Genomic DNA, 21906 nt, shown 5'->3' with positions numbered 1-21906 from the left:
TTCTAGTATTAAGAAGAAAGCGCGATTATAATTTTGTCTAAAGCTTTGCTTTCCCCTACTCAATCACTAGCCTCCGAACAAGTGCGATTGTGCAAAGCGCAGCAGCAAATGTTCCCGAAGACCTTTGGAAAGTTATTGTAGTTTTAGATAAGCCGGGACAAGGAATATCTGATGTTACAGAAAATACAATGGCTTTTGCTATAGATATTCCTAATATTGATCCAGCCAAAGACGAGATTACGTAATTTCTGTACAAGAGTTAGAAAATAGATTGCAAAGAGAACCTTTTAACGACTATGACTTTTTATCAAATATTCTAACGGAAATTGAAGAAATAGTTGAAAATAGATCCTGTGCAGAGATTTTAAAGTGGATTAATGGAGCGTCACCAACAGCCGCACTTTTAGCTTGGCTACAGCGAATTTGACCACCACATCCAAACCGTTAACGGCTCCAAAGTATTCATCGGCGACAACTTCAGCGCCACCCTTACGAATGATGGCAGCCACCTCGATTCTAAACTGTATCCCTTCGACCTGATGAACACCTCCCTCTCTCCAGGTGTCGGTAAAGCTGATTGCACTTCTGGATTTACATCAAGCACTACAATAATTACCAATTACAACAAGCAACCAAACTAGCAACTATCTCAACTAGTTCTTCTGGACCAATCGGTTTAGATACATGAGTGTCAAAGCCAGCTTCCAAGGCACGAATCCGAGCTTCACTATCAGCATAGGCTGTTAAAGCAATAGCCGGGACTCGTCCACCATTCTTTGGTTTGAGCGCACGGATTTTGGAGATGAAAGTGTAGCCATCCTCCCCAGGCAACCCAATATCACAAACTAAAACATCAGGTTGCAATTCGGATAATACTTTGCGTGCCTCCGCTGCTGACATCACTGCTATAACTTTTGCTCCATCCATTTCCAATACAGTAGTGATGAAAAAACGAGTATCATTATCATCTTCAACTACTAGGATATCTAAACCAGCAAGAGTTCCAGAAGATTGCATAATAAATGACTTTTTATCTGAAAAGAATAAAGACGTCAGAATTCAACAGAATATGAGTAAGGGCATCATCAATAAGAATAGGTGTGTGCTAAGGGACTTGCAAATTAAAAAGGAAAGCAGCGTATTGCCAGCAGCCGCAGAAGTATCTGCCCCTGTGATAATTACTGAAGTTGACTCAATTTAAATTTTTAATTGCTTATGCATCCTCGCCAAGAAATTACGGAGATGTTTTCAACCTTCGTTCAGTTGGAAAGCGACAGATTCAGCAAATGGTTGATTGATATCAAACTGCGTCGAAGTATCCAAAATTGTTTGGAGTATTCACAAAAAGTCCCTAACTCAGAAAACTTTTGGGCACTATATTGGCATAAGCACTGGCAAGAGCAATCTCATAGCCTTGCCAGAATGCATATGTCTGCTTATTTACAAGAACCAAGTTACTGGACTGCTAAAAAAACAATTGCCAGATTTATACATAGCCAATACAGTCTAGCAGATTACTTTCAAATGGCTAATGCTGAAATCGAAACGATTCTTAAAAACTTTAACCCAAAAAAATCTTCTAGCTTAAAAGCCTACGCGACTATGGCAATCCCCAGCCGGCTAAAAGATATTTTACGCCAACGCAAGGAAGCTGATATTTGCACGAATTGGGCATTGTTACGCAAAGTAAGCAAAAAGCAGTTCTTAGAAGCTCTTTCTCAAGCTGGATTATCACGTACCGTAATTGCCCAATATCGGCTAGCCTGGGCTTGTTTCAAAGAACTGTATGTGCAAAACCAACCAGGAGGTACAAAGGCATTACCAGGAACAGAACGCCAGCTTTGGGAAGCTATTGTCAACCTTTACAACCGCGAACGACAAACTCAATTAACTCAACCTACTGCACAATGCACCAGAGAAAAAATTGAACAGTGGTTAACCCAGGCAGCTATTTACATGCGTGCTTATCTGTATCCACCTATTAGTTCTCTAAATTTAGCAATATCAGAAGATGATGCCACAACAACTCTTGATTTGCCAGATCTATCTTCTGATTCATTAATCGCTGAAATGATCGCCCAAGAAGATACCCAAAACCGACAAAATCAACAATCTCAGATTCAAGCTGTTTTGTTAAAAGCTTTACAAAATCTTGAGGCGAAAACCCAGGAAATACTTAAACTTTACTACCAACAGGGGCTGACTCAGCCACAGATTGTACAACGCCTACAAATGAGTCAGCCTACCGTTTCTCGCCAACTCCTTAAAGCTAGAGAATCCTTGCTAGCAGCATTAATTCAATGGAGCCAAGACACGCTTAATATTTCTGTAACTTGCAACCTAGTTAAAGATATGAGTACCGCTTTGGAAGAATGGTTGAAAGTTAAGTATGGTGAGTCTAGCTGACGTTATAAAAGATGAGGTAGTAAAAATGACTTCTGCTTTTACAGAACCGCAGGAACTATTGTTAGAAATATCACCATCATTACAGACAAGTTCTTGGCAAGAAAGCAAAATTTACGCTACATCTAGCAGTTGCTGGCGTGCTTACATGAATCAAGTTTGCCTTGATGCGTTTTTGAATTGGGTAAAAACTGAATATGTTCCGGAAGCAAGTGTCTGGTACAGTTCCCCTGGTATTCCTGCTTTTTGGGAATTTGTCAATGGCACAGCAATCGTGTTAAAGGAAAAGCGAGTCGTTTTAATTCCCAGCGAGGCAATTGATGATAGCGAGTTAGAAGTTCCTCAAGAATGGGTAGACATTCCCACTTGGGCAGCAGACTATTATTTAGCAGTACAAGTCACACCAGATGGCAAGTGGGTAAGAATTTGGGGCTACATAACCCATCAAGAACTTAAATCATTGGCACACTATGACCAAGTAGATAGGACTTATTGTATAGATGCACGGCACTTAATTAAAGACCTTAATGCTTTTTGGATCACCTACCAATTTTGTGGAACAGAAGAGATGAAAGCTGCGATCGCTCCACTACCACAATTATCGATTGCTCAAGTAGAATATGTGCAGCAACTGTTTAGCAATTCTTCAGTGACATTTTTTAGACTGGCAGTACCATTTACAACCTGGGGAATGCTACTAGAGAATGAACAGTGGCGACAATGGTTGTATCAACAACGACAGCAAGCGCAATTTCCCCAAGTACAAGTGAATCTCAGTCGTTGGCTGGAGCAGATTTACGATGCTTCTTGGCAAGCTATAGAGATATTTTTTGAGCCAAACTCCAGTAGCCTAGCTTTTAATCTCCGCAGTTCTTCTGGGTTAAATCCTGCCACTATCAAACGCGCCAAGCTAATTGACTTGGGAATGGAAATAGAGGCTCAAAAAGTTATTTTATTAGTTGCCTTAATACCAGAGGCTAACCAACAAGTTAGGATTCGCGTGCAGCTACATCCAGCTTGTAATCAACCTTACCTACCTGCTAATATCAAGCTAGTTTTACTTTCAGATCAAGGGGAGATAATTCAACAAGCACAAGCAAGAGTTCAAGATATCTACGTGCAATTAAAACTCTTTGATGGGGAAGTAGGAGAATTTTTTAGCATCCAAGTTGCTGTTGATAGTTGCCAGATCAGAGAAAATTTCGTGATTTAGTTATTAATATCTCGCCTGGGCGGATTTTCTAACAGCCGCGCACAGTCGAGTCGAATTGACATTCATTAGTCATTAGTTAATCACGAATGGCAAAGTTCACTTGACTTATGAGTAAGCTAGTTGTCTTCAGTTTGTTAGGAGGAGATTTAAATAAAGGATTTCCTGTTGTCACAGCTCAACTTTGGCATCATAACCAATTTTTACTCGTAAAATTAACAGGGAGTCTGCCAGCAGTACCAGAACTAAGCGAAGTCTACCGCAGATGGCAGCTACTCTACGAAGCCATCCATCAACGCCTGGGTAACAATCAGCGCATAAAAGTGCATTCACAAGATATAACCAATATTTCTGTGAATGACTTCGATGAAGTGTGTCAACAGCTGCAAGCAAATATCAATGCTTGGTTGAAATTTGAGTCATTTCAGAATATTGAGCGGCAGTTGCGGACTCTACTTAATCGGGATGATGAAATTAGAATTATTATTGAAACAAATATAGTTCTACTGCATCGGTTGCCTTGGCATCTGTGGGATTTTTTTAAAGATTACCCTAAAGCTGAATTAGCTTTGAGCAATCATGAATATGCGTCTCCTCAGGTATTGCCAAAATCTCCTACAGGTAAAGTCAAAATTTTGGCAATTCTAGGCAACAGTGTTGGTATTGATATTGATCAAGACGGCGCTTTATTACAAGGTTTAACAGATGCCCAAACTACGTTTCTTATCGAACCAACACGTAAAGAACTTGATGAGCATCTATGGAATCTAGATTGGGATATCCTATTTTTTGCAGGGCATAGCGCTAGTATTGCTGATGGAGAGATCGGAGAAGTTTACATCAATCAGACAGAAAGTTTAACAATTCCCCAACTTAAAAATGCACTTAAGACAGCAATTAGTAGCGGCTTAAAACTGGCAATCTTCAATTCTTGTGACGGAATTGGTTTAGCACGAAATTTAGCTGATTTGAACATTCCCCAAATGATTGTAATGCGGGAAAGAGTGCCAGATTTAATAGCCCAGGAGTTCTTAAAAAATTTTCTTATTGCCTTTGCAGGTGGCAAACCACTTTATCTAGCTGTGTAAAAAGCACGAGAAAGACTTCAGGGATTGGAAAATAAATTTCCTTGTGCCAGTTGGTTACCAGTCATCTGTCAAAATCCTACAACTGTTCCTACTACGTGGCAAGAACTATGTGGCAATTTTGATGATATTAATTTTGGAGGTCAAGTTCCGATAAAAGGTAAAATTGCGATACCAAAATCTAAACTATGGACTGTACTACTTAGTACTTTTATTGTGGCTGTTTCAACAATAGGTTTGAGATATTTGGGAGTCTTTGAGAAAATTGAACTGCAAACTTTTGACCAAATACTGCGACTGCGACCCAAGGAAGATCCAGATCCAAGGTTGATAATTGTTGAAATCACCGAAAAAGATATTCAATCTCGACAAGAAACAAGACTAGGGCTAAAATCAATTTCGGATAGTACCTTAGCAACATTACTTAAACAACTACAAAAGTATCAACCGCGAATTATTGGAATAGATATTTACAGGGACTTTGCCGACCCCCCGAATAAGTTACAAACAATAAAACTTTCCACAGAAAATAGTAAAGAGAATGTTGTTGTTACCTGCAAAAGCCGCGATAGTAAATATGACTCCCAAGGTGTTAAACCTCCCAAAGAAGTACCTGTAGAACGTCAGGGTTTTGCAGATGCAATTGAAGACCCAGATGGGATCGTCCGTCGCCAAATTATGATGATGGCACAAGAGCCTTCTTCGACTTGTACAACACCTTATTCGCTCTCGTTGCAATTAGCTGCTCGTTATTTATCTTACGAAAATATTCAACCTAGATTTAATGAAGATTATATACAGTTTGGCTCTAAAGTCTTTAAACGTTTAAAAGCAGGTCGCAGTGGTGGCTATCAACAAAAAGTTGATTTAGGCGGAAATCAAATACTTGTCAATTACCGTAATACTGATTATCAAAGAGTTTCCCTTGAAGATATATTGAGCAATAAAGTTGCTCCTGATCTATTTAAAGATAAGGTAGTTATCATTGGAGTGACAGCTAACACTGTCAGCGATACTTGGTCAACTCCCTACAGTACTGCACAGCAAGATTACCAAGAAATACCAGGGGTATTTATACAAGCACAAATGGTTAGCCAAGTTTTGAGCGCAGTTTTAGACAAACGTCCAATTCTTTGGGTTTTGCCTTGGTGGGGCGATATTCTCTGGATATACGGCTGGTCTATAGTTGGAAGTCTGATTGTTTGGCGTGTTCGTTCGCTGTCAGATAAGGGATGTGCCATCTTTGTGACAGTTGTCATTTTATATGGAGTTTGTGCGATCGCTCTTTTAAAACAAGGGTTATGGATACCATTTATTCCCTCAGCTTTTGGTGTAGTTGCAAGTAGTGTTGTAGTTATATTTATTCAAAATCGCCGACAATTTTCCACTACTTCACAATCATTAGTTGAGTAATGTAAAACTATCTTCTATTAATTATAAGAAGAGGTAAAAGTAGCGAGGCTGCAACGAGTAAACTGTAATATAGTGCTTCTCAATTGCATGGAATACAGACCTAACCCCCAGCCCCCTAAGAGCAAGGGAAGGGGAGTAAATTTTAAAGCCTCTCTCTTAAAGGAGAGAGGGATAGAAGTGAAGTCAGAGTGTATTGCATACAAACGAGAAATGCTATAGTGGCGAAGAGGTCAATTGAAACCTTCGTCAACATTACAAATCCGTTATTAACCTTGCCTTGCGGAGCAAGAATTGCAGTACAGTTTCTTCGCGGGTAATAATATCAACTCTGCCATCCATACCCAATTGAATTTGACATTTCTTTGAAGTGCGACCTAATGCAAGTTTTTCTGGCTCAATTGTGACTTCGTAAAAAGCGCCTACAGCAGTTGCTTTGGGGGTAGAGTTTGTATCAGCATTTGCATCGTCTTTTTGCAAACTAACAGCATCTGGGGAAATCGCTTTTACTTCGCCTTTGAGAGTGCCGTAATCGGGATAAGGACAAGCACTAACTCGCATTTGCACCTTTTGACCGATTTTTATCTTACCTTTTTCCTCAGAACCTACAGCTGCTTTGATAACTAAAGGTGCATGACTGGGTACAATTTGGACAATTTCCTCTCCTGCCCGGAGAGTTTGACCGGGGTTTCTCAAATTTAGCTTGGAAATAATCCCGTCTGCTGTAGCGGTAATAGTAGTTTGCTTCAGGTCGATTTCAACTTGCTTGAGTTCGTTCTGTTGGCGCTCTAATTGTTTTTCAGTTTCAATTTTCTCCTTGAGAAGTGTTTGACGTTCTCTTTCTAAGGTTGCTTTATTCACTTCCCCAGAGGCTTTTTCTTGAGCAATGTGTTCAGTTGCAATTGCTACATCTGCATTGCTTGGGTTGAGAGCTGCTTGAGCGCGATCGCGTTTAGCAATAGCCCCTAAAACAGCTTGTTTTAGCCGCTCATTTGTTTTTTCTTGGGACTGATAAGTTGCTTTTTGCGCCTGTACAGCTTGTTCTTGCTGTTTCACAGCCAACTGTACTTCTTCTAGTTGATCGCGGGATAATGCCCCTTGTTTGGCGGCACTTTCATAGCGGTTTTGCTTTGATGTCGCTGCTCCTAAAGCAGCCTCAGTACCGTGGAGATTAGCTAGTGCTGATTGTAACTGTGCTTGCCCTGCATATAATTCTTCTTGGGCCATTTTGACGTTGGCTGATGCTTCTTGGAGTTCAGTAATACTAGTAATATTTTTGTCTTGATGATCGCGATCGCGTCCCTTAAATTCAGCTTTTGCAGAGGCGATAGTCCGATTAGTGCGATCGCTTTGGGCTCGAATTTGACTATCTATTGCATTAATTTGAGGAACGGTTTGAATTAGTTGTAACCTAGCTTGTTGAATATTGGTTTGCAGCTCGTTTTTTTTGGTTTGCAGTCGAGAGTCATCAATAGTGGCAATTATATCTCCTTTTTGCAGGGTTTGATTTTCTTTAACATAAATCTGCATTACCTGTCCTTCTGTCGCAGCCTGCACAATTGGCAATTCACCCGCAGGACGGACAACCGCTTGCCCTTTGACCGTAACCTTATATTTAACAAGCGCAGCCACAGGAACAGCTAACGACAACACAAACAGGATAATTAGTCCGCCAAATGTAGTCCAACGGCTAATTGGTGGGAGAAACTCGTTATCTTGAACTAAGGGTAAAAAACTTTTTTGAGAGTTACTAATCATAAGTACTGAATATATGTAAAATGCCCAATAACCATTAACTAATTCCGAAGAACCAAAGAAGATTTAAAACCATTTTTATCAGGATAAATCTCATCAATAAAGCTTAAATGCTCTCCAGGAATATGACGTAATTCTTCTGGAGTACCTTGAGTTTTTAAGCGTCCATTTTCAAGCAATACAATCCGATCAGCCCTTTTGATAACTTGAGGACGGTGGCTAATCATAATTGTGGTTTTGCCTTGACGATGAGTAAGTAATCTATCCAAAACTTGGGTTTCACTTACTGGATCAAGAGCACCTGTGGATTCATCTAAAATTAATATAGCTGGGTCAGTAACAATGGCTCTAGCTATAGCTAATCTCTGCTTTTGTCCGCCAGAAAGATTTGCACCAAATTCACCTAAAACAGTTTGATATTTATCGGGTAATTTGCTAATAAATTCATCTGCACCAGCAATTTGGCAAGCTTTGACTATCTCCTCAAAACTAATGTTGGGATAACTGAAGTGAAAATTATCAACAATCGAGCGGCTCCAAAAATGAGGTTCTTGGGGAACTAATACGACTTGCTGCCGCAAACATTCTAAAGATAAATCTTGCTGGTTGTATATGCCATAACGAATATTACCAGATTGGACTTGATATAAACCAGTAATTAATTTACCAAGAGAGCTTTTGCCACAGCCCGATTGACCGATTAAGGCTATTACTTGACCACCAGGGATAGTTAAAGAAAAGTTTTCTAACAGGTCAGTTCTACCAGCATGGTGGAAGTTAATTTGAGAACAAATAATATCTGCATTGCCAGGAATTTCTGCCCAAGGTTTTTTAAAGTCATTTTCATCTTCTGGGGTAGCATCTATCACTTCTGTCAAGCGTTGAACGACAATTTGAGCAGTAATAAATTGATCAATTAGCCCGACTACTGACGATAAAAAGCCAAGAAAGCTGCCACTCATACCGCTGTACGCCAGCAGCTGACCGATGGATAATGTCTGATTAATCACTAAGCTAGAACCTAACCAGAGTATGCCAATACTCGTCAATTTGGAAAGAATACTCGTGACTGTGCTGCTGTAAAGCCCCAACTTCATCGTAGTCCAGCCTAAGTTAGCAATGCGACCAAAATTTGTCTGATACTCTTGCCAAGCTTGAGGAGTCGCTTGGGTAGTTTTGAGGACTTGAACACCGCGAAAGGTTTCGACTAAAAAGCCTTGATTTTCCGTACCTTTAACGATGAGGCTGCGGGTTTTCTGGCGCAAGGCGGGAAGAAAAAGCAGGTTGACAAGAGTGACGATCACAAAGGCGGCGAGGGAAGCGAGAGTCAGTTCCCAACTATAGAAGAGCATGAAACCCAAGGAAACCAGAGCCACAAAAAATTGACTGGGTAAACCAAGGACAATTTGGGAAACTAGATTATTGATGATATGAACATCAGCAATCCGGCTAACGACTTCTCCACTGCGACGTGCTTCAAAATATGATAGGGGTAAGCGTAACAGTTTTCGCCCGTATTCTAGAATTAGCCCGTATTGCAACCGTTGACCAAAATGACCAATTAGGTGAGATTGTACCAAACCAATGGCATTTTGAATTAGGTTCATGGCAATGGCGCCAATTGCCACCGTTGTTAGCAGTTGGGTATCTCCCCGCACTAGCACGTCATCGGTCAACAGTTGCATCATTAAAGGGGAGGCGAGGGACAATAGCCCGATCGCAAAGTTGATGGCGATCGGCTGAATCAAAAGATTGCGATAGGGCAATATCCGGGCAATAAAGCGCCCAAAACCGCCAATTTTATCTGATGATTGCTCATAGAAGCGGCTATCGTCTGGCATCAGCAGCAACATCACACCATCACTCCAACCCGCCATTAACTCTTTTATACTGAGATAACGGATACCAAATGCCGGGTCAGAGATAATACATTTTTTCCCCTTTAGCCCGTAAAATACTACCCAGTGGTAGCCTTTCCAGTGAATGATCGCAGGCAAAGGAACTTCATTTAATTTCTCAAGTACTTCTGGAGCGGCTTGGACTTGACGAGCATGGAATCCCAGTGTTTCTGCTCCCCGTCTCAAACCTAGTAACGTGGTTCCCCGCGAACCAGTGCCTACTGCTTCTCGCACGCGGTTCATGGCAAAGGTGCGTCCGTTGGAAACAGTGGCAAGGCTTGCAGCACCACAATCTTCTTCACTGTGTTGCAATATGCTGTGGTATTTCATTGTTCAATGATTAAAGTAAGTAAACAGTGAATAGTTATCAGTCAAAAGTTAATAACTACTAACTCAGTTATTGATATTCTTAAAGTAACTGATAGCTAAACACTGTTAATACTATCTGAGAAATGTATACTCGAAGGTAGCTTTACGATTGCGTAAAATTCCTTTATCTATCGTGTAGGATAGTTAAATCTATCCTACACGCTGGAGGGAAGTTATACTGTCGTTTACAATTCCCTCTGGGAGAACACCGTATGCTCCTGGTCCGTAATTCCCCTCATACCCCCTATACTGATCGTCTTGATAGAAGTTCCATGTACCCCGAAGAATCACAAAAGATGAGGTTACATCGTTGAAATCATCACCAACGTTGCTAATACCATCGCCAATTGATGCATTAATCGCCAGAGGTCTATCGCCGTTAAATTCTCCATCTCTAAACAAAATTATATCTGGGTCGCTGCCGCCAGTATAGGCTACACCACCACTACAGGTAGCAGCCACCCGATCGTTAAGCTCCTTCACTGCGCTGAAACTCAATTGGGCTAATGTTTGATTGTTCATATCTACTCCATTGTTGTTGATCTTAGACATTGTTGATCTTCGAAATTTCAAGTTGGAGCTTGAAATGAAGGTTAAGCTGGTTTGGCTTCGCCTTCTAATTCTTAATTGGTAGCAGTGAGTTGATTTTATTCACGCCTGAGAATTACAGGTTTTTGGCTTCACCTTCTGATTCTTAATTGGTAGCAGTGAGTTGATTTTATTCACGCCTGAGAATCAGAAGTTTTTTCGCCTTGCCTTCTGATTCTTAATTGGTAGCAGTGAGTTGATTTTATTCACTTGATTCAGTAGTGCCAATTTGCTATGCTCACTTGTGCATCAGTTGATTTTGCTGACACTTATACTCTTGATTGAGGCTTCCAAGCTAAATTTCCTTTTCTAGAGGAGAGTGCAATGTCTTTTAGAGCTATGCGTTTGGACTGGTGGCAAGGTCTAGGAATTGCGGTTGGGAGTGCGATCGCTTTTTATGCAAATATCTCAGTTGCCCAAATCACCCCAGACGGCACTCTGCCAAATAATTCCAGTGTCAGATTAGAAGGTAATACCAGGATTATTGAGGGTGGAACCACAAGAGGTGCTAATCTGTTTCACAGCTTTGGGGAGTTCTCTGTTCCCAATGGCAGTACTGCTTTCTTCAATAATCCACTGGATATTCAGAACATCCTGACACGAGTAACAGGTAAGTCTAACTCTGAGATTAATGGCTTAATCAAATCTAACGGCATAGCCAATCTGTTTCTAATTAATCCCAATGGGATTATTTTTGGTAAAAATGCTAGTTTGGAATCGGCGGTTCCTTTGTCGCCACAACAGCCAATGCCATTGGGTTTGGCAATTTGGGAATTTTCAGCGCCTCAAATCCAGAAGCACCTTCACCCTTGTTAACAGTAAATCCAAATGCCTTACTATTCAATCAAATTGCAACTTCCCTGATTCAAAATAGTTCAACTGCGCCAGCACCAGAAGATCCAGCGGGTCTTGGAGTATCTGGTTTAGATGTTGAAGATGGAAAGAGTTTGTTGCTAGTAGGCGGCAATGTCAATATGGATGGTGGTCAATTAAATGCTTATGGTGGTCGAGTCGAATTGGGAGGATTAACAGCCCCAGGAACTGTGGGGCTAAATGTGGATGGCGAGAAATTAGGCTTGGACTTTCCTGCTTCTAGTACACGAGCAGATATATCTTTGACTAATGGCGCTGGTGTATATGTACAAGCTACTGGTGGTGGTAACATTGCAATCAACGCCCGGAATTTAAAAGTTTCCAGAGGAAGTTTTCTTCAGGCTGGTATAGGGCAAGGTTTGGGGTCAGCTAGCAGTCAGGCGGGAGATATTACAATTAACGCTACTGAGTCAATTAAGCTGAACAGTGGAAGCATTATTAACAATTTAGTGCAATCTCAAGCAGTAGGTAAGGGTGGTAATATCAACATCACCACTGGGTCGCTTTTTCTTTCCGATGGCTCTCAAATCGATACCGATACATTAGGACAAGGGGATGCAGGTAATGTGAATATCAATGCCCGTGATACCGTCTCCTTTAATGGGGTAAGTAAAGATGGATTTGATGCCAGTGGAGTAATTAACCAAGTCTTTAATGACGCATCTGGCAAGGGAGGTGATATTAACATCACTACTGGCTCGCTTTCTCTCACAAATGGCGCTCGACTTAATGCTAGCACCTTTGGTATAGGGAATGCAGGTAATGTGAACATCAATGCCCGCGATCTCGTGTTGCTTGATGGTGTAGGTGCTAGACGAAAACTCAGTAGCATAATTATTCGTGTGGGAACGGAAGAAGCTCAGGGCAATGGAGGTGATATCAACATCACCACTAAGACACTTTCTCTAACAAATGGTGCACAAATTAGTGCCAGTAGTGACGGTAAGGGAAATGCTGGTAATGTCACGATTCAAGCAAGTGATGCCGTCTCCTTAAATGGTAGTTTTCAACTTAACAGCAGCGGTGTATTTACTGATGTAGGCAGGACTGCCTCTGGCAAGGGTGGTGATATCAATATTACGACTGCATCCCTTTCTCTTCAGAATAGTACTCAACTAGTTACCAGCACCGCAGGAATAGGAAATGCGGGTAATGTGAAAATAAATGCTCATGATAATGTCTTTATCGATGGGGTAGGTAGTAATGGACTGTCCAGTGCTATCTTTAGCAATGTGCTAATACCTGAGGCAAAAGGCAATGGTGGCAGCATCGATATCAGCACTAGGGCACTGTTAGTAACAAATGGTGCTGTTATGTCTACTAGCACCAGAGGAAAAGGCGATGGAGGTAACATCATCGTTAATGCCAATACTTTAGAAGCATTTAACGGTGGACAATTGATTACTAATAGCCGCAGCAATGGTAAGGCTGGTAACATAACCTTGAATGTGACTGACAAAATCACCTTTTCTGGCAGCGATCCCAAATATAATACTCGTCTTGCTCAATTCAGTAAGGGTGTATTTGAGCTTGCAGATGCTGTAAGTGGGGCGTTTGCAAGTACGGTAGAGAATTCCACAGGTCAGGGGGGAAACATTACCATTACTACCGGGCAGTTGAATGTCCAAGATAGTGCTAAAGTAACTGTAAACAGTGCAGGAGGTGGAAATGCAGGTAATGTAAATATCTTTGCTAGCTCCATTCGTTTGGACAATGGCACTCTCAGCGCTAACACGCGCAGCATTAACACTGATCCTAATCAACCACAGGCAACTATCACCTTGCAAGTGAAAGATTTATTATTACTAGGTCGTGGCAGCAATATCACGACTAACGCCCAAGGAGAAAATGTCATCGGCGGCAACATCAATATTAATGCCGATGTCCTAGCTAGCTTTGAAAATAGCGATATTACTGCCAACTCTGATAACTTTCGTGGCGGTAATGTCAGAATCAATACTAAAGGTATCTTTGGCATTCAGTTTCGGGATATACGTTCCCCAAACACAAGTGATATCACCGCCACCGGGGCAACTCGCCAGTTGAGCGGTAATGTGCAAATCACTACACCTGATACTGACCTCACTCGCGGCTTAGTCGAACTCCCCACTAATCTAGTTGATGCTTCTAAGCAAATTTCCACCGCCTGCACTCCTGGAACTCGGCAATTCCAAAACACATTTGTGGTAACAGGACGTGGTGGACTACCCATGAGTCCCACTGAACCATTACAAGATTCAAGTACTGTGTCTGCGTGGGTGAAATTAAGACCAAAATTAGAAAACTTGGTAAATACAACGCCTGTGCCAAAATCAACAGCAGTTTCAACTACTCCCATTGCTGCTACAATTCCAATTGTGGAAGCTTCTGGCTGGGTAATTGATCGCAATGGAAACATAGAACTATTAGCACAAGTTCCTCAACTTAACCCCCACAGCCCTTGGCAAACACCAGCTTCCTGTGCTGTCTCTCAGGGAGGTGTGAAATATGGCAAAACTTCAATTACTAAAGCGAGTAATTAGATTTGCGATAACTCCCATAGTCCTATTTACCCTTGCTGTTTTCCTGACTATTATCCCTAGCACATTTGCTCAACAACAAAAGACAAATTCACCAGACGGGTTTCACATCCAAACCAATAAACCCCTAGCCACAACGCCACAGCAACTTCTTGACCAAGGAGAAGCGCTTTATCAAGCTGGACACTTTACTAAAGCGGTAACTGTTCTCCAACAAGCTGTCCGTACTTCTCAACGAGAAAGCAATAACCTTGCACAAGCCGCAGCGCTGACTAACCTCTCTCTTGTATACCAGCAACTCGGCTCGTGGAAAGAAGCTTATGCAACTATTGACAATAGCTTAAATTTACTTGGCTGGGATGAGATAAATCAAAAGTTAAATGTCAATAATCCAAAATCTGAATTGTTAGAAATTCTGGCACAAACTCTAAATATTCAGGGCGAATTGCAACTAGCACAGGGACAAACTGATGCATCTTTTCAAACATCACAACAAGCAGAGCAAGTCTGGAAGAAATTAGGTGACAATGCTGGAGTAACGCGCAGCCGGATTAACCAAGCACAAGCTCTACGAGTTGCTGGTTTTTACCGCCGTGGCTTAGATATATTAAATGAAGTATCCCAACAATTAATTTCCCAACCTGACTCACTTGTAAAAATAACAGCTTTGCGATCGCTTGGTAATGTTTTACAACAATTAGGCGAATTTGAGGATTCCCAGAAAATCTTACAACAAAGCTTAGAAATCGCTCAACGTCTGCAACTGCCTCTAGAAATTAGTTTGACGGAATTTAGCCTCGGTAATACTGCTCGGTCGTTAAGTAATATTAAAGATGCGATCGCTCATTATGAAAATGCTGCCAAAATTGCACCAAACCCTCTGGCCAAAGTTCAAGCCCTGATTAATCAGCTGAGTTTGCTTGTGGAAAACGAACGCATCACGGAAGCAAAGTCATTAATACCCACAATCCAATCTCAACTCCCCAATCTGCCTACCAATCAAACTGGTATTTATGCACGGATCAATTTTGCTCAGACTTTCACCAAAATTGGTAACAAAAAAGACATTGCAGAGATTTTGACAAGTAGCGTTCAGCAAGCCAAAATAATCGGCGATGAACGTGCCGAATCCTATGCACTAGGCAGCTTGGGAGAAGTTTATGAGCAGAACCAACAATTGCCAGAAGCACAGGATTTGACCCAGCAAGCGTTGTTTATCGCTCAAAAAATTGATGCCTTAGATATAGCTTATCGCCTTGAGTGGCAGTTAGCACGTTTACTCAAAGCACAGGGAAATATCCCAGCCGCCATATCTGCTTATGATGCGGCAGTAACAACTCTTCAGTCTCTTCGCCGCGATTTAGTTGCGGTTAATCGAGATGTGCAGTTCAATTTTCGCGATCGCGTAGAACCCATTTATCGGCAGTCTGTAGAGTTGCTTTTACAAGAGAAAGGGCAAGGAAAGCCTGATTTAGACAAAGCACGTCAGCGAATAGAAGCCCTGCAACTAGCAGAACTCGACAATTTTTTCCGAGAAGCTTGCTTGAGTAACCAATTTGTGGTATCGGACAAAGTAGTAGACCGCGACAACCCGAATACTGCTATTTTCTACCCGATTATTTTAGATAACCAGTTAGAAATTATTATCAAACTTCCCAAGCAACCGTTGATGCATAAAACTTCTAAAGTCAACCGTCAGCAAGTAGAGGAAGTTATTACAAAAATACGAGAGACAATAGTCGAACCTGATGCTCATCGACAATTTCAAGCAGTTTCTCAACAGCTTTATAACTGGTTAATTAAACCAGTTGAAACAGAGATCAAAAATAGTAAAGTGAATACTCTAGTCTTTATCCCAGACGGGTTATTGCGAAATATCCCGATGTCTGCATTATATGATGGCAAAGAATATTTAGTCCAAAACTACTCTATAGTCGTTAGTCCAGGACTGCAACTATTTACTCCTAAACCTCTAGAACAGAAAAAATTAAATGCTCTTGCTGGAGGACTATCGCAACCACCCAAAAATGAAAAGTTTGCACCGCTTCCCAACGTTAAGGTTGAACTGAAATTAATTCAGGAATCAGGCATATTGACAACGACATTATTGGATAAAAATTTTACCAGTACAACTTTAGCAAAAACCATCAACGCTAAAGCTTTTAAAATTGTTCACTTGGCAACTCATGGGCAATTTAGCTCTAAAGCAAAAGACACTTTTATCCTAGCAGCTGATGGACGCATCAATGTGAGTGAATTAGATAGCTTGCTCAAAAGTAGAGAGCAAAAACGAACAGAGCCAGTTGAATTACTTGTTTTGAGTGCTTGCGAAACAGCAGCAGGAGATAACCGAGCTGCGTTGGGATTAGCAGGAGTTGCCCTGCGTGCTGGTGCGCGGAGTACTTTAGCCTCCCTATGGCAAATTGGCGATAACTCTACAGCTTTGTTTATTGATGAATTTTACCACCAGTTAATGACTGGTAAAACTACGGCAGAAGCTTTACATTTTGCTCAATTAAAACTACTTGAATCTCCCGAATACAACCGTCCAATGTACTGGGCACCCTATATACTAGTTGGTAATTGGTTGTAGAGATTTAGAATTATTGACGGTTGGTTGAATTGACTATAGGAGCCTTAGCAATATTATCTAAGTTGACTGATTGCAATAAACTTTTCCAATCTTCTTCAACAGATGCATCATTAGGATTGGAAAGGCGTATTTGTGCCAGCATAGTTAAAGCGTCAAACCAAATACCTTCTTTTGCATAGATTATAATCTTCTGTCGGGGATTAGTTGTTGCTTCCAATTGCTGCATAACACGAAAATCTAAATGGATTCTTTGAATGTCTCCTTCTACATATATAAGAACGCTCCCTGTCTGCTGCTTGCAGTGGAGTTTTAAATACCAGTGATATGTTTTAGCTACTTCTAAAGATGTAACAGTCTCAGGGAGAGAAATACCAATTACACCAGGCTTTAAAGGTAGGGCGATCGCATTTCTATAAATATCATTTCCTGTATTATCCTGTAAGATAAATTCAGCGATTGAGTTAGTCAAATCTTGAGTGTAGGGAATGTAAAACCAAAACGTAGGTCGTTCAGAGATGGTTAACCCTCCGACAATATCGACAACTGATTTGTCTACCTGGTTATCAATTTTTTGTTCCTTTTGCAATGGTACTAAGGCAGTGAGTGCAGTTGCAACCGCAGGACAATTATCACGACTACCCATTCCTGCTCTACGCCCAAATATAGGACTTAACCGAGGAGGTGTTTTTGGCAAAACGAAAACTGGTCGAGAGGTGCGTCGTTGAGGTGAAGTAAGTGTCCTAACTGGTTGCACAGGTTGCTTGGTAGTTACTGGTTGTTTAGTTTGGGCTGTTACTTCTGATACATACTGGGTAGTGCTGCTCAAAATCAGAGCAATTGTTAAGAGCCATTTCATTAACTTAACAAAGTACGGTTTCTGTTTGTGGCTATCGTCATCATAACGGTCAGTGTGGCATTTTGTTTAACCCGCGTCTGAGAATCGCCCTGTAACGTGAATATAGCAATCACCAAGGCGGTTAGAAAAGAGATGGAACGCAAGAATAAGGGTTATAGCGTTTCTCCTCGATTGCGATCGCTTCCTCAGAGCGAATTAATTTTGGATATTGGTTCACCACTCGCCACCATCCAAAAACCTGATTTCTCCCAAACCCTTATGACTACATTATTTACCAATTACCTTGATATGTGATTAACTAAACCTTGGTGTTGGTAATACTTGTGGAGGCTTGCAATGTCTGGTAGTTGGGATTTTAGTTGTTGGGGTGCAGCGCTAGGTATTGCGATCAGTACCAGCGCTTTGTCTGGAAATTGTGCGATCGCTCAAATTAGCTCAGATCGCACCTTACCCACTAACTCTAACGTTATAAAACAAGGTAACACCTTTAACATCAATGGTGGAACACAAGTCGGCGGCAACCTGCTTCACAGCTTTCAAGAATTCTCTGTCCCGACTGGCGATACTGCTTCCTTTAATAATATTGGGAATATTCAAAACATTATTAGCAGAGTAACAGGCAAGTCTATTTCTAATGTCGATGGATTAATCCGAGCTAATGGTACAGCCAACTTATTCTTAATTAATCCTAATGGGATCATTTTCGGGCCGAACGCTAGTTTAAATATAAATGGTTCATTTGTCGGAACAACAGCAAATGCCATTGGACTGGCTAATGGTGATATTTTTAGCACTAACCCGGTTGAGCCTATTCCAAAAGCACTTCTGAATGTAAATCCTTCTGCTTTTTTGTTTAATCAGATTGCTGCTGCTCCGATCACTGTCAGATCACGTAGAGCTATAGGATTTGCTCCTTCTCTTACTTCTCCAGATCCAGATTTTTTAGAACCTGCTTATCAGGGTTTAAAAGTTTCTAATGGTCGAAGTTTATTACTCGTGGGCGGCAATGTAAGCTTAGATGGTGGAGTTTTACAAGCTCCAGGTGGTCGTGTGGAGTTGGGAGGAGCTTTAGGTTCTGGAGCAATAGGTTTGAATATAGATGACAACAATTTATATTTAAACTTTCCTAATGATCTAGCTAGGTCTGATGTTTCTCTTACTAATGAGGCAATAGTTGATGTATTAGCTGAAGATGCGGGTAACATTACTATTAACGCCCAGAACCTAAATATTTTTAATAGTATCCTTGCAACTGGAATCGTGGGAGAAGGGACAGTTGATTCTCAAGCCGGAGATATTACACTTAATACTACAGAAGCAATGAGAATCGGGCAAACAAATCCGATTAGAACGACTCAATTTATTAATAAGGTTAATTCGGGTAGTACTGGTAGTACGGGTGATATCAATCTTAAATCTGGGTCATTTTTGGTAATGGATTCGGCTGCACTGCTAATCGAAAACTTTGGGCAGGGGAATGCTGGCAAGATATCAGTTCAGGCGAATGGAAATAGTTATTTTACAAATAACTCCATTTTTAGTGCTGCCATACAAGGAAATTCTGGAAATATTTCATTCCAAGTGAACGGCGACCTTTCTTTTCTAAAGAATAGTAATAATAGCGATTTGTTTTTGCTAGGAAATTTTATCTCCGCTGGTACTGTTGGACAAGGAAATGCTGGAAACATATTAATATCTGCTAATGGTAATATTTCTTTTGCTAATACATCGATTGAAAGTGCAACCTCTGGAACAGATAAATTTGGTAGAGGTATTCCTAAACAAGGAAATGCTGCCAGTATTTCAATTCAAGCAAATGGTAATATTTCTTTTGCGGATAATAGCAGTATTGATAACTCTACCACTGGAGACGGAGATGCCGGCAACGTCTTCATTCAAGCAAATGGTAATCTTTCTTTTGTAGATGGTAGCTACATTCAAAGCTCCACCCCTGGAAAGGGGAATGCTGGCAACGTCTTTATTCAAGCAAACAGTAATGTTTCTTTCCTAAATAATAGCTATATCCAGAACTCCACTACTGGAGAGGGAAATGCTGGCAACGTCTCCATTCAAGCAAACAATAATGTTTCTTTCGGAAATGATAGCTATATCTTCAGCATCTCTGGAGGAAAAGGCAAGGCAGGTAATATGCAGATTTTGGCACAATCACTTTCTCTTTATGACGTTGCTGAATTTTTAGCCACAACACAAGGGAGCAAAAGTGCTGGGAATATTCAAATTGAAGCAAAAGATTTTGTTACTATCTCTGGAGTTAGCCCAGAAGGATTCTCTAGTGGCTTGCTTACAAACACAGAGGAAGGAGCAAGCGAGGGTGGTAATATAACAGTCCGCACAGGTGCCTTAAATATATTAGATGGAGCAGTTTTGAGTGCTAAAAGCAAAAGTGACTTTAAGGGCGGAGATATCACAGTTGATGTAAACACCCTTAAGATTAGTGGTGGTGGGCAAATACTCGCAACTGCCTTCAGTGGTGGCAATGCAGGCAGCATTAATGTCAATGCTACTGACAGCATTACTCTCTCTGGCAGTGACCCTACCTACTTTGAACGACTAGCTGAATTTAGTAGTTTTACTGTTGATCCAGTTAGTTCTGCTAGTGGACTGTTCTCCAATACATTTACAAACTCTACTGGGAATGGCGGGACTATAGAATTGAATACAACTAACTTAACTGTAGCTGATGGCGCTCAAGTCAGTGCCAGCACAAGTGGACAGGGAAATGCGGGTAACGTTACCCTTAATGCAAATAGCTTAAGTGCTTTTAATGGCGGGCAACTCCGCACTTCTACCTCTGCCAGTGGTCAAGCAGGTAAAATTACAGGAAATGTTTCAAAAATCTATCTCAGTGGCTCTTTAAGCGGTTTATTCGCTCAGTCAACTGGTACAGGTTCATCTGGAGATATAGCTCTCCAACCTGCAAAGCAAGGACAAAGCTTAACGGCTAATTTCCTTGACGGAGCGCAGATATCAGTATCCACTTCAAGTAGTGGTAAGGGAGGAAATCTTACAGTCCTTGCACCTGAATCTATAACTCTTAGTGGTAGTGGAACTTTGGCAGCCACATCTGAAGGTGATGCTAGTGGAGAAGCTGGAGATGTGCTTCTTGGGACTGAAAAACTAACTATCGCCAATGGAATGCGCGTTTCATCTGCTACTAATTCTACTAATCCCGCAGCTAATGGTGGCAATCTGACTGTGCAAGCTGCACAATTGAACTTAACAGACGGCAGCAGATTAGAAGCTGGGACGACAGGAACTGCACCAGGCGGTAACTTGACAATTCAACCGAATGACAATGGGCAAACCTTAGCTGTAAATTTCACTGGAGGAGCAACGGTATCGGCTGCTAGCTCTGGTACTGGTAAAGGAGGAATCCTGAATGTCACTGCTCCTGAATCTATTAACCTGACTGGTAACGGCTCAGTGATTTCGGCTGAGACGACAGGACAAGGAGCAGGCGGTGACTTGACATTGACAACAGGAAAATTGACAGTTCAGGATGGAGCGAAAATAACTGTAAATAGTGTTGGCTCAGGGCTTGCGGGTGACTTAAAAGTTAACGCTAACTCGATATATCTCAACCACGCTGCCAAAATCACTGCTGACACTACAGGAGGTGGTGGAAATATCTTTGTGCGATCGCCCTTTTTGTTACTACGTAATCAAAGTTCTATCACCACCAATGCCAAAGGCCCTGGTATTCCTGGCGGCAACATCGAAATTGATGCAAAAGATGGCTTCATCATTGCTGTTCCTGAAGAAAATAGTGATATCAGTGCTAATTCTGCTGACTTTCGGGGTGGAAAAGTCGAAATCAGCGCTCAAGGTATCTTTGGCATTGAGGCGAGGAATGCACCAACCGCAAAAAGCGACATCACCGCGACAGGAGCAAGTTCTCAATTTAACGGTACTATCCAACTTAACACACCTGACGTTGACCCCAGTAGAAGTTTAGTACAGTTACCAACAATACCAGTTGACACCGAGATCGCACAAGTTTGCGATAGTCCAGGTTATGCTCAAAGCAGTTTTATCATCACCGGACGCGGTGGTTTGCCTCCCAACCCCACCAAGGATGTTCTGACTCCTGACACAGTGGATGTAGCTTGGGTATCGCTCGATTCTAGCAGCGATCGCAACAGTCCCCCTATCACTATTAAGCCAGTAACAACATCAGAACCTATTGTAGAAGCAAGTGGATGGACGGTAAACGAAAAGGGAGAGGTGGTGCTTACATCCGAATTCAATAAAACCGCTAGTAGTTCATTGCAGAACGCTGTATCTTGCAGTGCTTCTGGATCTCATCAGTAGATGCCGTTGCGATCG

At 41.4% G+C, this 21906-nt stretch carries 14 protein-coding genes and 1 pseudogene; 9 read left to right on the top strand and 6 right to left on the bottom strand.

The window, feature by feature from the left end; genetic code table 11:
• The first annotated feature begins 89 nt into the window (after positions 1–89).
• Positions 90–245: a hypothetical protein gene (locus V7K48_RS15220; protein WP_335073767.1), complete on the top strand. Its 156-nt coding sequence runs from the start codon at positions 90–92 to the stop codon at positions 243–245.
• Between the two features lie 129 nt (positions 246–374).
• Here the strand turns inward: V7K48_RS15220 and V7K48_RS15215 are convergent, their stop codons facing one another.
• Together V7K48_RS15215 and V7K48_RS15210 are read right to left on the bottom strand one after the other, a co-directional pair.
• Positions 375–509, bottom strand: coding sequence for a hypothetical protein (locus V7K48_RS15215; RefSeq protein WP_335073765.1), 135 nt, complete (start codon positions 507–509; stop codon positions 375–377).
• A gap of 103 nt (positions 510–612) precedes the next feature.
• Complete coding sequence (locus V7K48_RS15210) at positions 613–1017, bottom strand: response regulator (RefSeq protein WP_335073763.1); 405 nt, start codon at positions 1015–1017, stop codon at positions 613–615.
• Positions 1018–1215: 198 nt separating this feature from the next.
• On the opposite strand from V7K48_RS15210, the gene V7K48_RS15205 reads away from it, so the two are divergent.
• From V7K48_RS15205 to V7K48_RS15190, 4 genes are all read left to right on the top strand, one after another.
• Positions 1216–2406 (top strand): sigma-70 family RNA polymerase sigma factor, encoded by a 1191-nt coding sequence (locus V7K48_RS15205; RefSeq protein ID WP_335073761.1) that lies wholly within the window; start codon positions 1216–1218, stop codon positions 2404–2406.
• A gap of 25 nt (positions 2407–2431) precedes the next feature.
• Positions 2432–3616, top strand: coding sequence for a DUF1822 family protein (locus V7K48_RS15200; RefSeq protein WP_335073759.1), 1185 nt, complete (start codon positions 2432–2434; stop codon positions 3614–3616).
• A 107-nt stretch (positions 3617–3723) separates the two neighbouring features.
• Positions 3724–4701 carry a CHAT domain-containing protein gene (locus V7K48_RS15195; protein ID WP_335073757.1) on the top strand — a complete coding sequence of 326 codons (978 nt, stop codon included), beginning with the start codon at positions 3724–3726 and terminating at the stop codon, positions 4699–4701.
• A 24-nt stretch (positions 4702–4725) separates the two neighbouring features.
• Positions 4726–6111, top strand: a complete 1386-nt coding sequence (locus V7K48_RS15190; RefSeq protein WP_335073755.1) for a CHASE2 domain-containing protein — start codon at positions 4726–4728, stop codon at positions 6109–6111.
• Positions 6112–6363: 252 nt separating this feature from the next.
• Here V7K48_RS15190 and V7K48_RS15185 read toward each other — a convergent pair whose 3' ends face one another.
• The 3 genes from V7K48_RS15185 to V7K48_RS15175 form a co-directional block, all read right to left on the bottom strand.
• Complete coding sequence (locus V7K48_RS15185; RefSeq protein WP_335073753.1) at positions 6364–7866, bottom strand: HlyD family efflux transporter periplasmic adaptor subunit; 1503 nt, start codon at positions 7864–7866, stop codon at positions 6364–6366.
• Positions 7867–7904: 38 nt separating this feature from the next.
• Positions 7905–10091, bottom strand: a complete 2187-nt coding sequence (locus tag V7K48_RS15180) for a peptidase domain-containing ABC transporter (protein WP_335073751.1) — start codon at positions 10089–10091, stop codon at positions 7905–7907.
• Positions 10092–10280: 189 nt separating this feature from the next.
• Positions 10281–10682 (bottom strand): beta/gamma crystallin-related protein, encoded by a 402-nt coding sequence (locus V7K48_RS15175; RefSeq protein WP_335073749.1) that lies wholly within the window; start codon positions 10680–10682, stop codon positions 10281–10283.
• A 360-nt stretch (positions 10683–11042) separates the two neighbouring features.
• On the opposite strand from V7K48_RS15175, the pseudogene V7K48_RS15170 reads away from it, so the two are divergent.
• A pseudogene (locus V7K48_RS15170) lies at positions 11043–14113 on the top strand (two-partner secretion domain-containing protein).
• The gene (locus V7K48_RS15165; RefSeq protein ID WP_335073747.1) at positions 14079–16703 is read left to right on the top strand and encodes a CHAT domain-containing protein; all 2625 of its coding nucleotides are present in this window, start codon (positions 14079–14081) and stop codon (positions 16701–16703) included. The pseudogene V7K48_RS15170 and the gene V7K48_RS15165 overlap by 35 nt, the downstream one beginning before the upstream one ends.
• A 10-nt stretch (positions 16704–16713) precedes the next feature.
• Here the strand turns inward: V7K48_RS15165 and V7K48_RS15160 are convergent, their stop codons facing one another.
• Positions 16714–17559 carry a DUF928 domain-containing protein gene (locus V7K48_RS15160; RefSeq protein ID WP_335073745.1) on the bottom strand — a complete coding sequence of 282 codons (846 nt, stop codon included), beginning with the start codon at positions 17557–17559 and terminating at the stop codon, positions 16714–16716.
• A 132-nt stretch (positions 17560–17691) separates the two neighbouring features.
• On the opposite strand from V7K48_RS15160, the gene V7K48_RS15155 reads away from it, so the two are divergent.
• Both V7K48_RS15155 and V7K48_RS15150 read left to right on the top strand, forming a co-directional pair.
• Complete coding sequence (locus V7K48_RS15155) at positions 17692–17853, top strand: hypothetical protein (protein ID WP_335073743.1); 162 nt, start codon at positions 17692–17694, stop codon at positions 17851–17853.
• Between the two features lie 42 nt (positions 17854–17895).
• Positions 17896–21891: a two-partner secretion domain-containing protein gene (locus V7K48_RS15150; protein WP_335073741.1), complete on the top strand. Its 3996-nt coding sequence runs from the start codon at positions 17896–17898 to the stop codon at positions 21889–21891.
• Positions 21892–21906 lie beyond the last annotated feature (15 nt).

The sequence above is a fragment of the Nostoc sp. genome (genome assembly GCF_036919615.1).
Taxonomy (GTDB): Bacteria; Cyanobacteriota; Cyanobacteriia; order Cyanobacteriales; family Nostocaceae; genus Nostoc.
The sequence above is the reverse complement of the archived record's forward strand: the minus strand, read 5'-3'. Positions and strand labels throughout refer to the sequence as shown.

Bases quoted from the DNA above. Each gene is read 5' to 3' on its own strand.
- V7K48_RS15210 (WP_335073763.1), bottom strand. From the start codon at position 1,017: ATGCAATCTTCTGGAACTCTTGCTGGTTTAGATATCCTAGTAGTTGAA.
- V7K48_RS15205 (WP_335073761.1), top strand. From the start codon at position 1,216: ATGCATCCTCGCCAAGAAATTACGGAGATGTTTTCAACCTTCGTTCAG.
- V7K48_RS15200 (WP_335073759.1), top strand. From the start codon at position 2,432: ATGACTTCTGCTTTTACAGAACCGCAGGAACTATTGTTAGAAATATCA.
- V7K48_RS15195 (WP_335073757.1), top strand. From the start codon at position 3,724: ATGAGTAAGCTAGTTGTCTTCAGTTTGTTAGGAGGAGATTTAAATAAA.
- V7K48_RS15185 (WP_335073753.1), bottom strand. From the start codon at position 7,866: ATGATTAGTAACTCTCAAAAAAGTTTTTTACCCTTAGTTCAAGATAAC.
- V7K48_RS15180 (WP_335073751.1), bottom strand. From the start codon at position 10,091: ATGAAATACCACAGCATATTGCAACACAGTGAAGAAGATTGTGGTGCT.
- V7K48_RS15175 (WP_335073749.1), bottom strand. From the start codon at position 10,682: ATGTCTAAGATCAACAACAATGGAGTAGATATGAACAATCAAACATTA.
- V7K48_RS15165 (WP_335073747.1), top strand. From the start codon at position 14,079: ATGGCAAAACTTCAATTACTAAAGCGAGTAATTAGATTTGCGATAACT.
- V7K48_RS15160 (WP_335073745.1), bottom strand. From the start codon at position 17,559: ATGAAATGGCTCTTAACAATTGCTCTGATTTTGAGCAGCACTACCCAG.
- V7K48_RS15155 (WP_335073743.1), top strand. From the start codon at position 17,692: ATGGAACGCAAGAATAAGGGTTATAGCGTTTCTCCTCGATTGCGATCG.
- V7K48_RS15150 (WP_335073741.1), top strand. From the start codon at position 17,896: ATGTCTGGTAGTTGGGATTTTAGTTGTTGGGGTGCAGCGCTAGGTATT.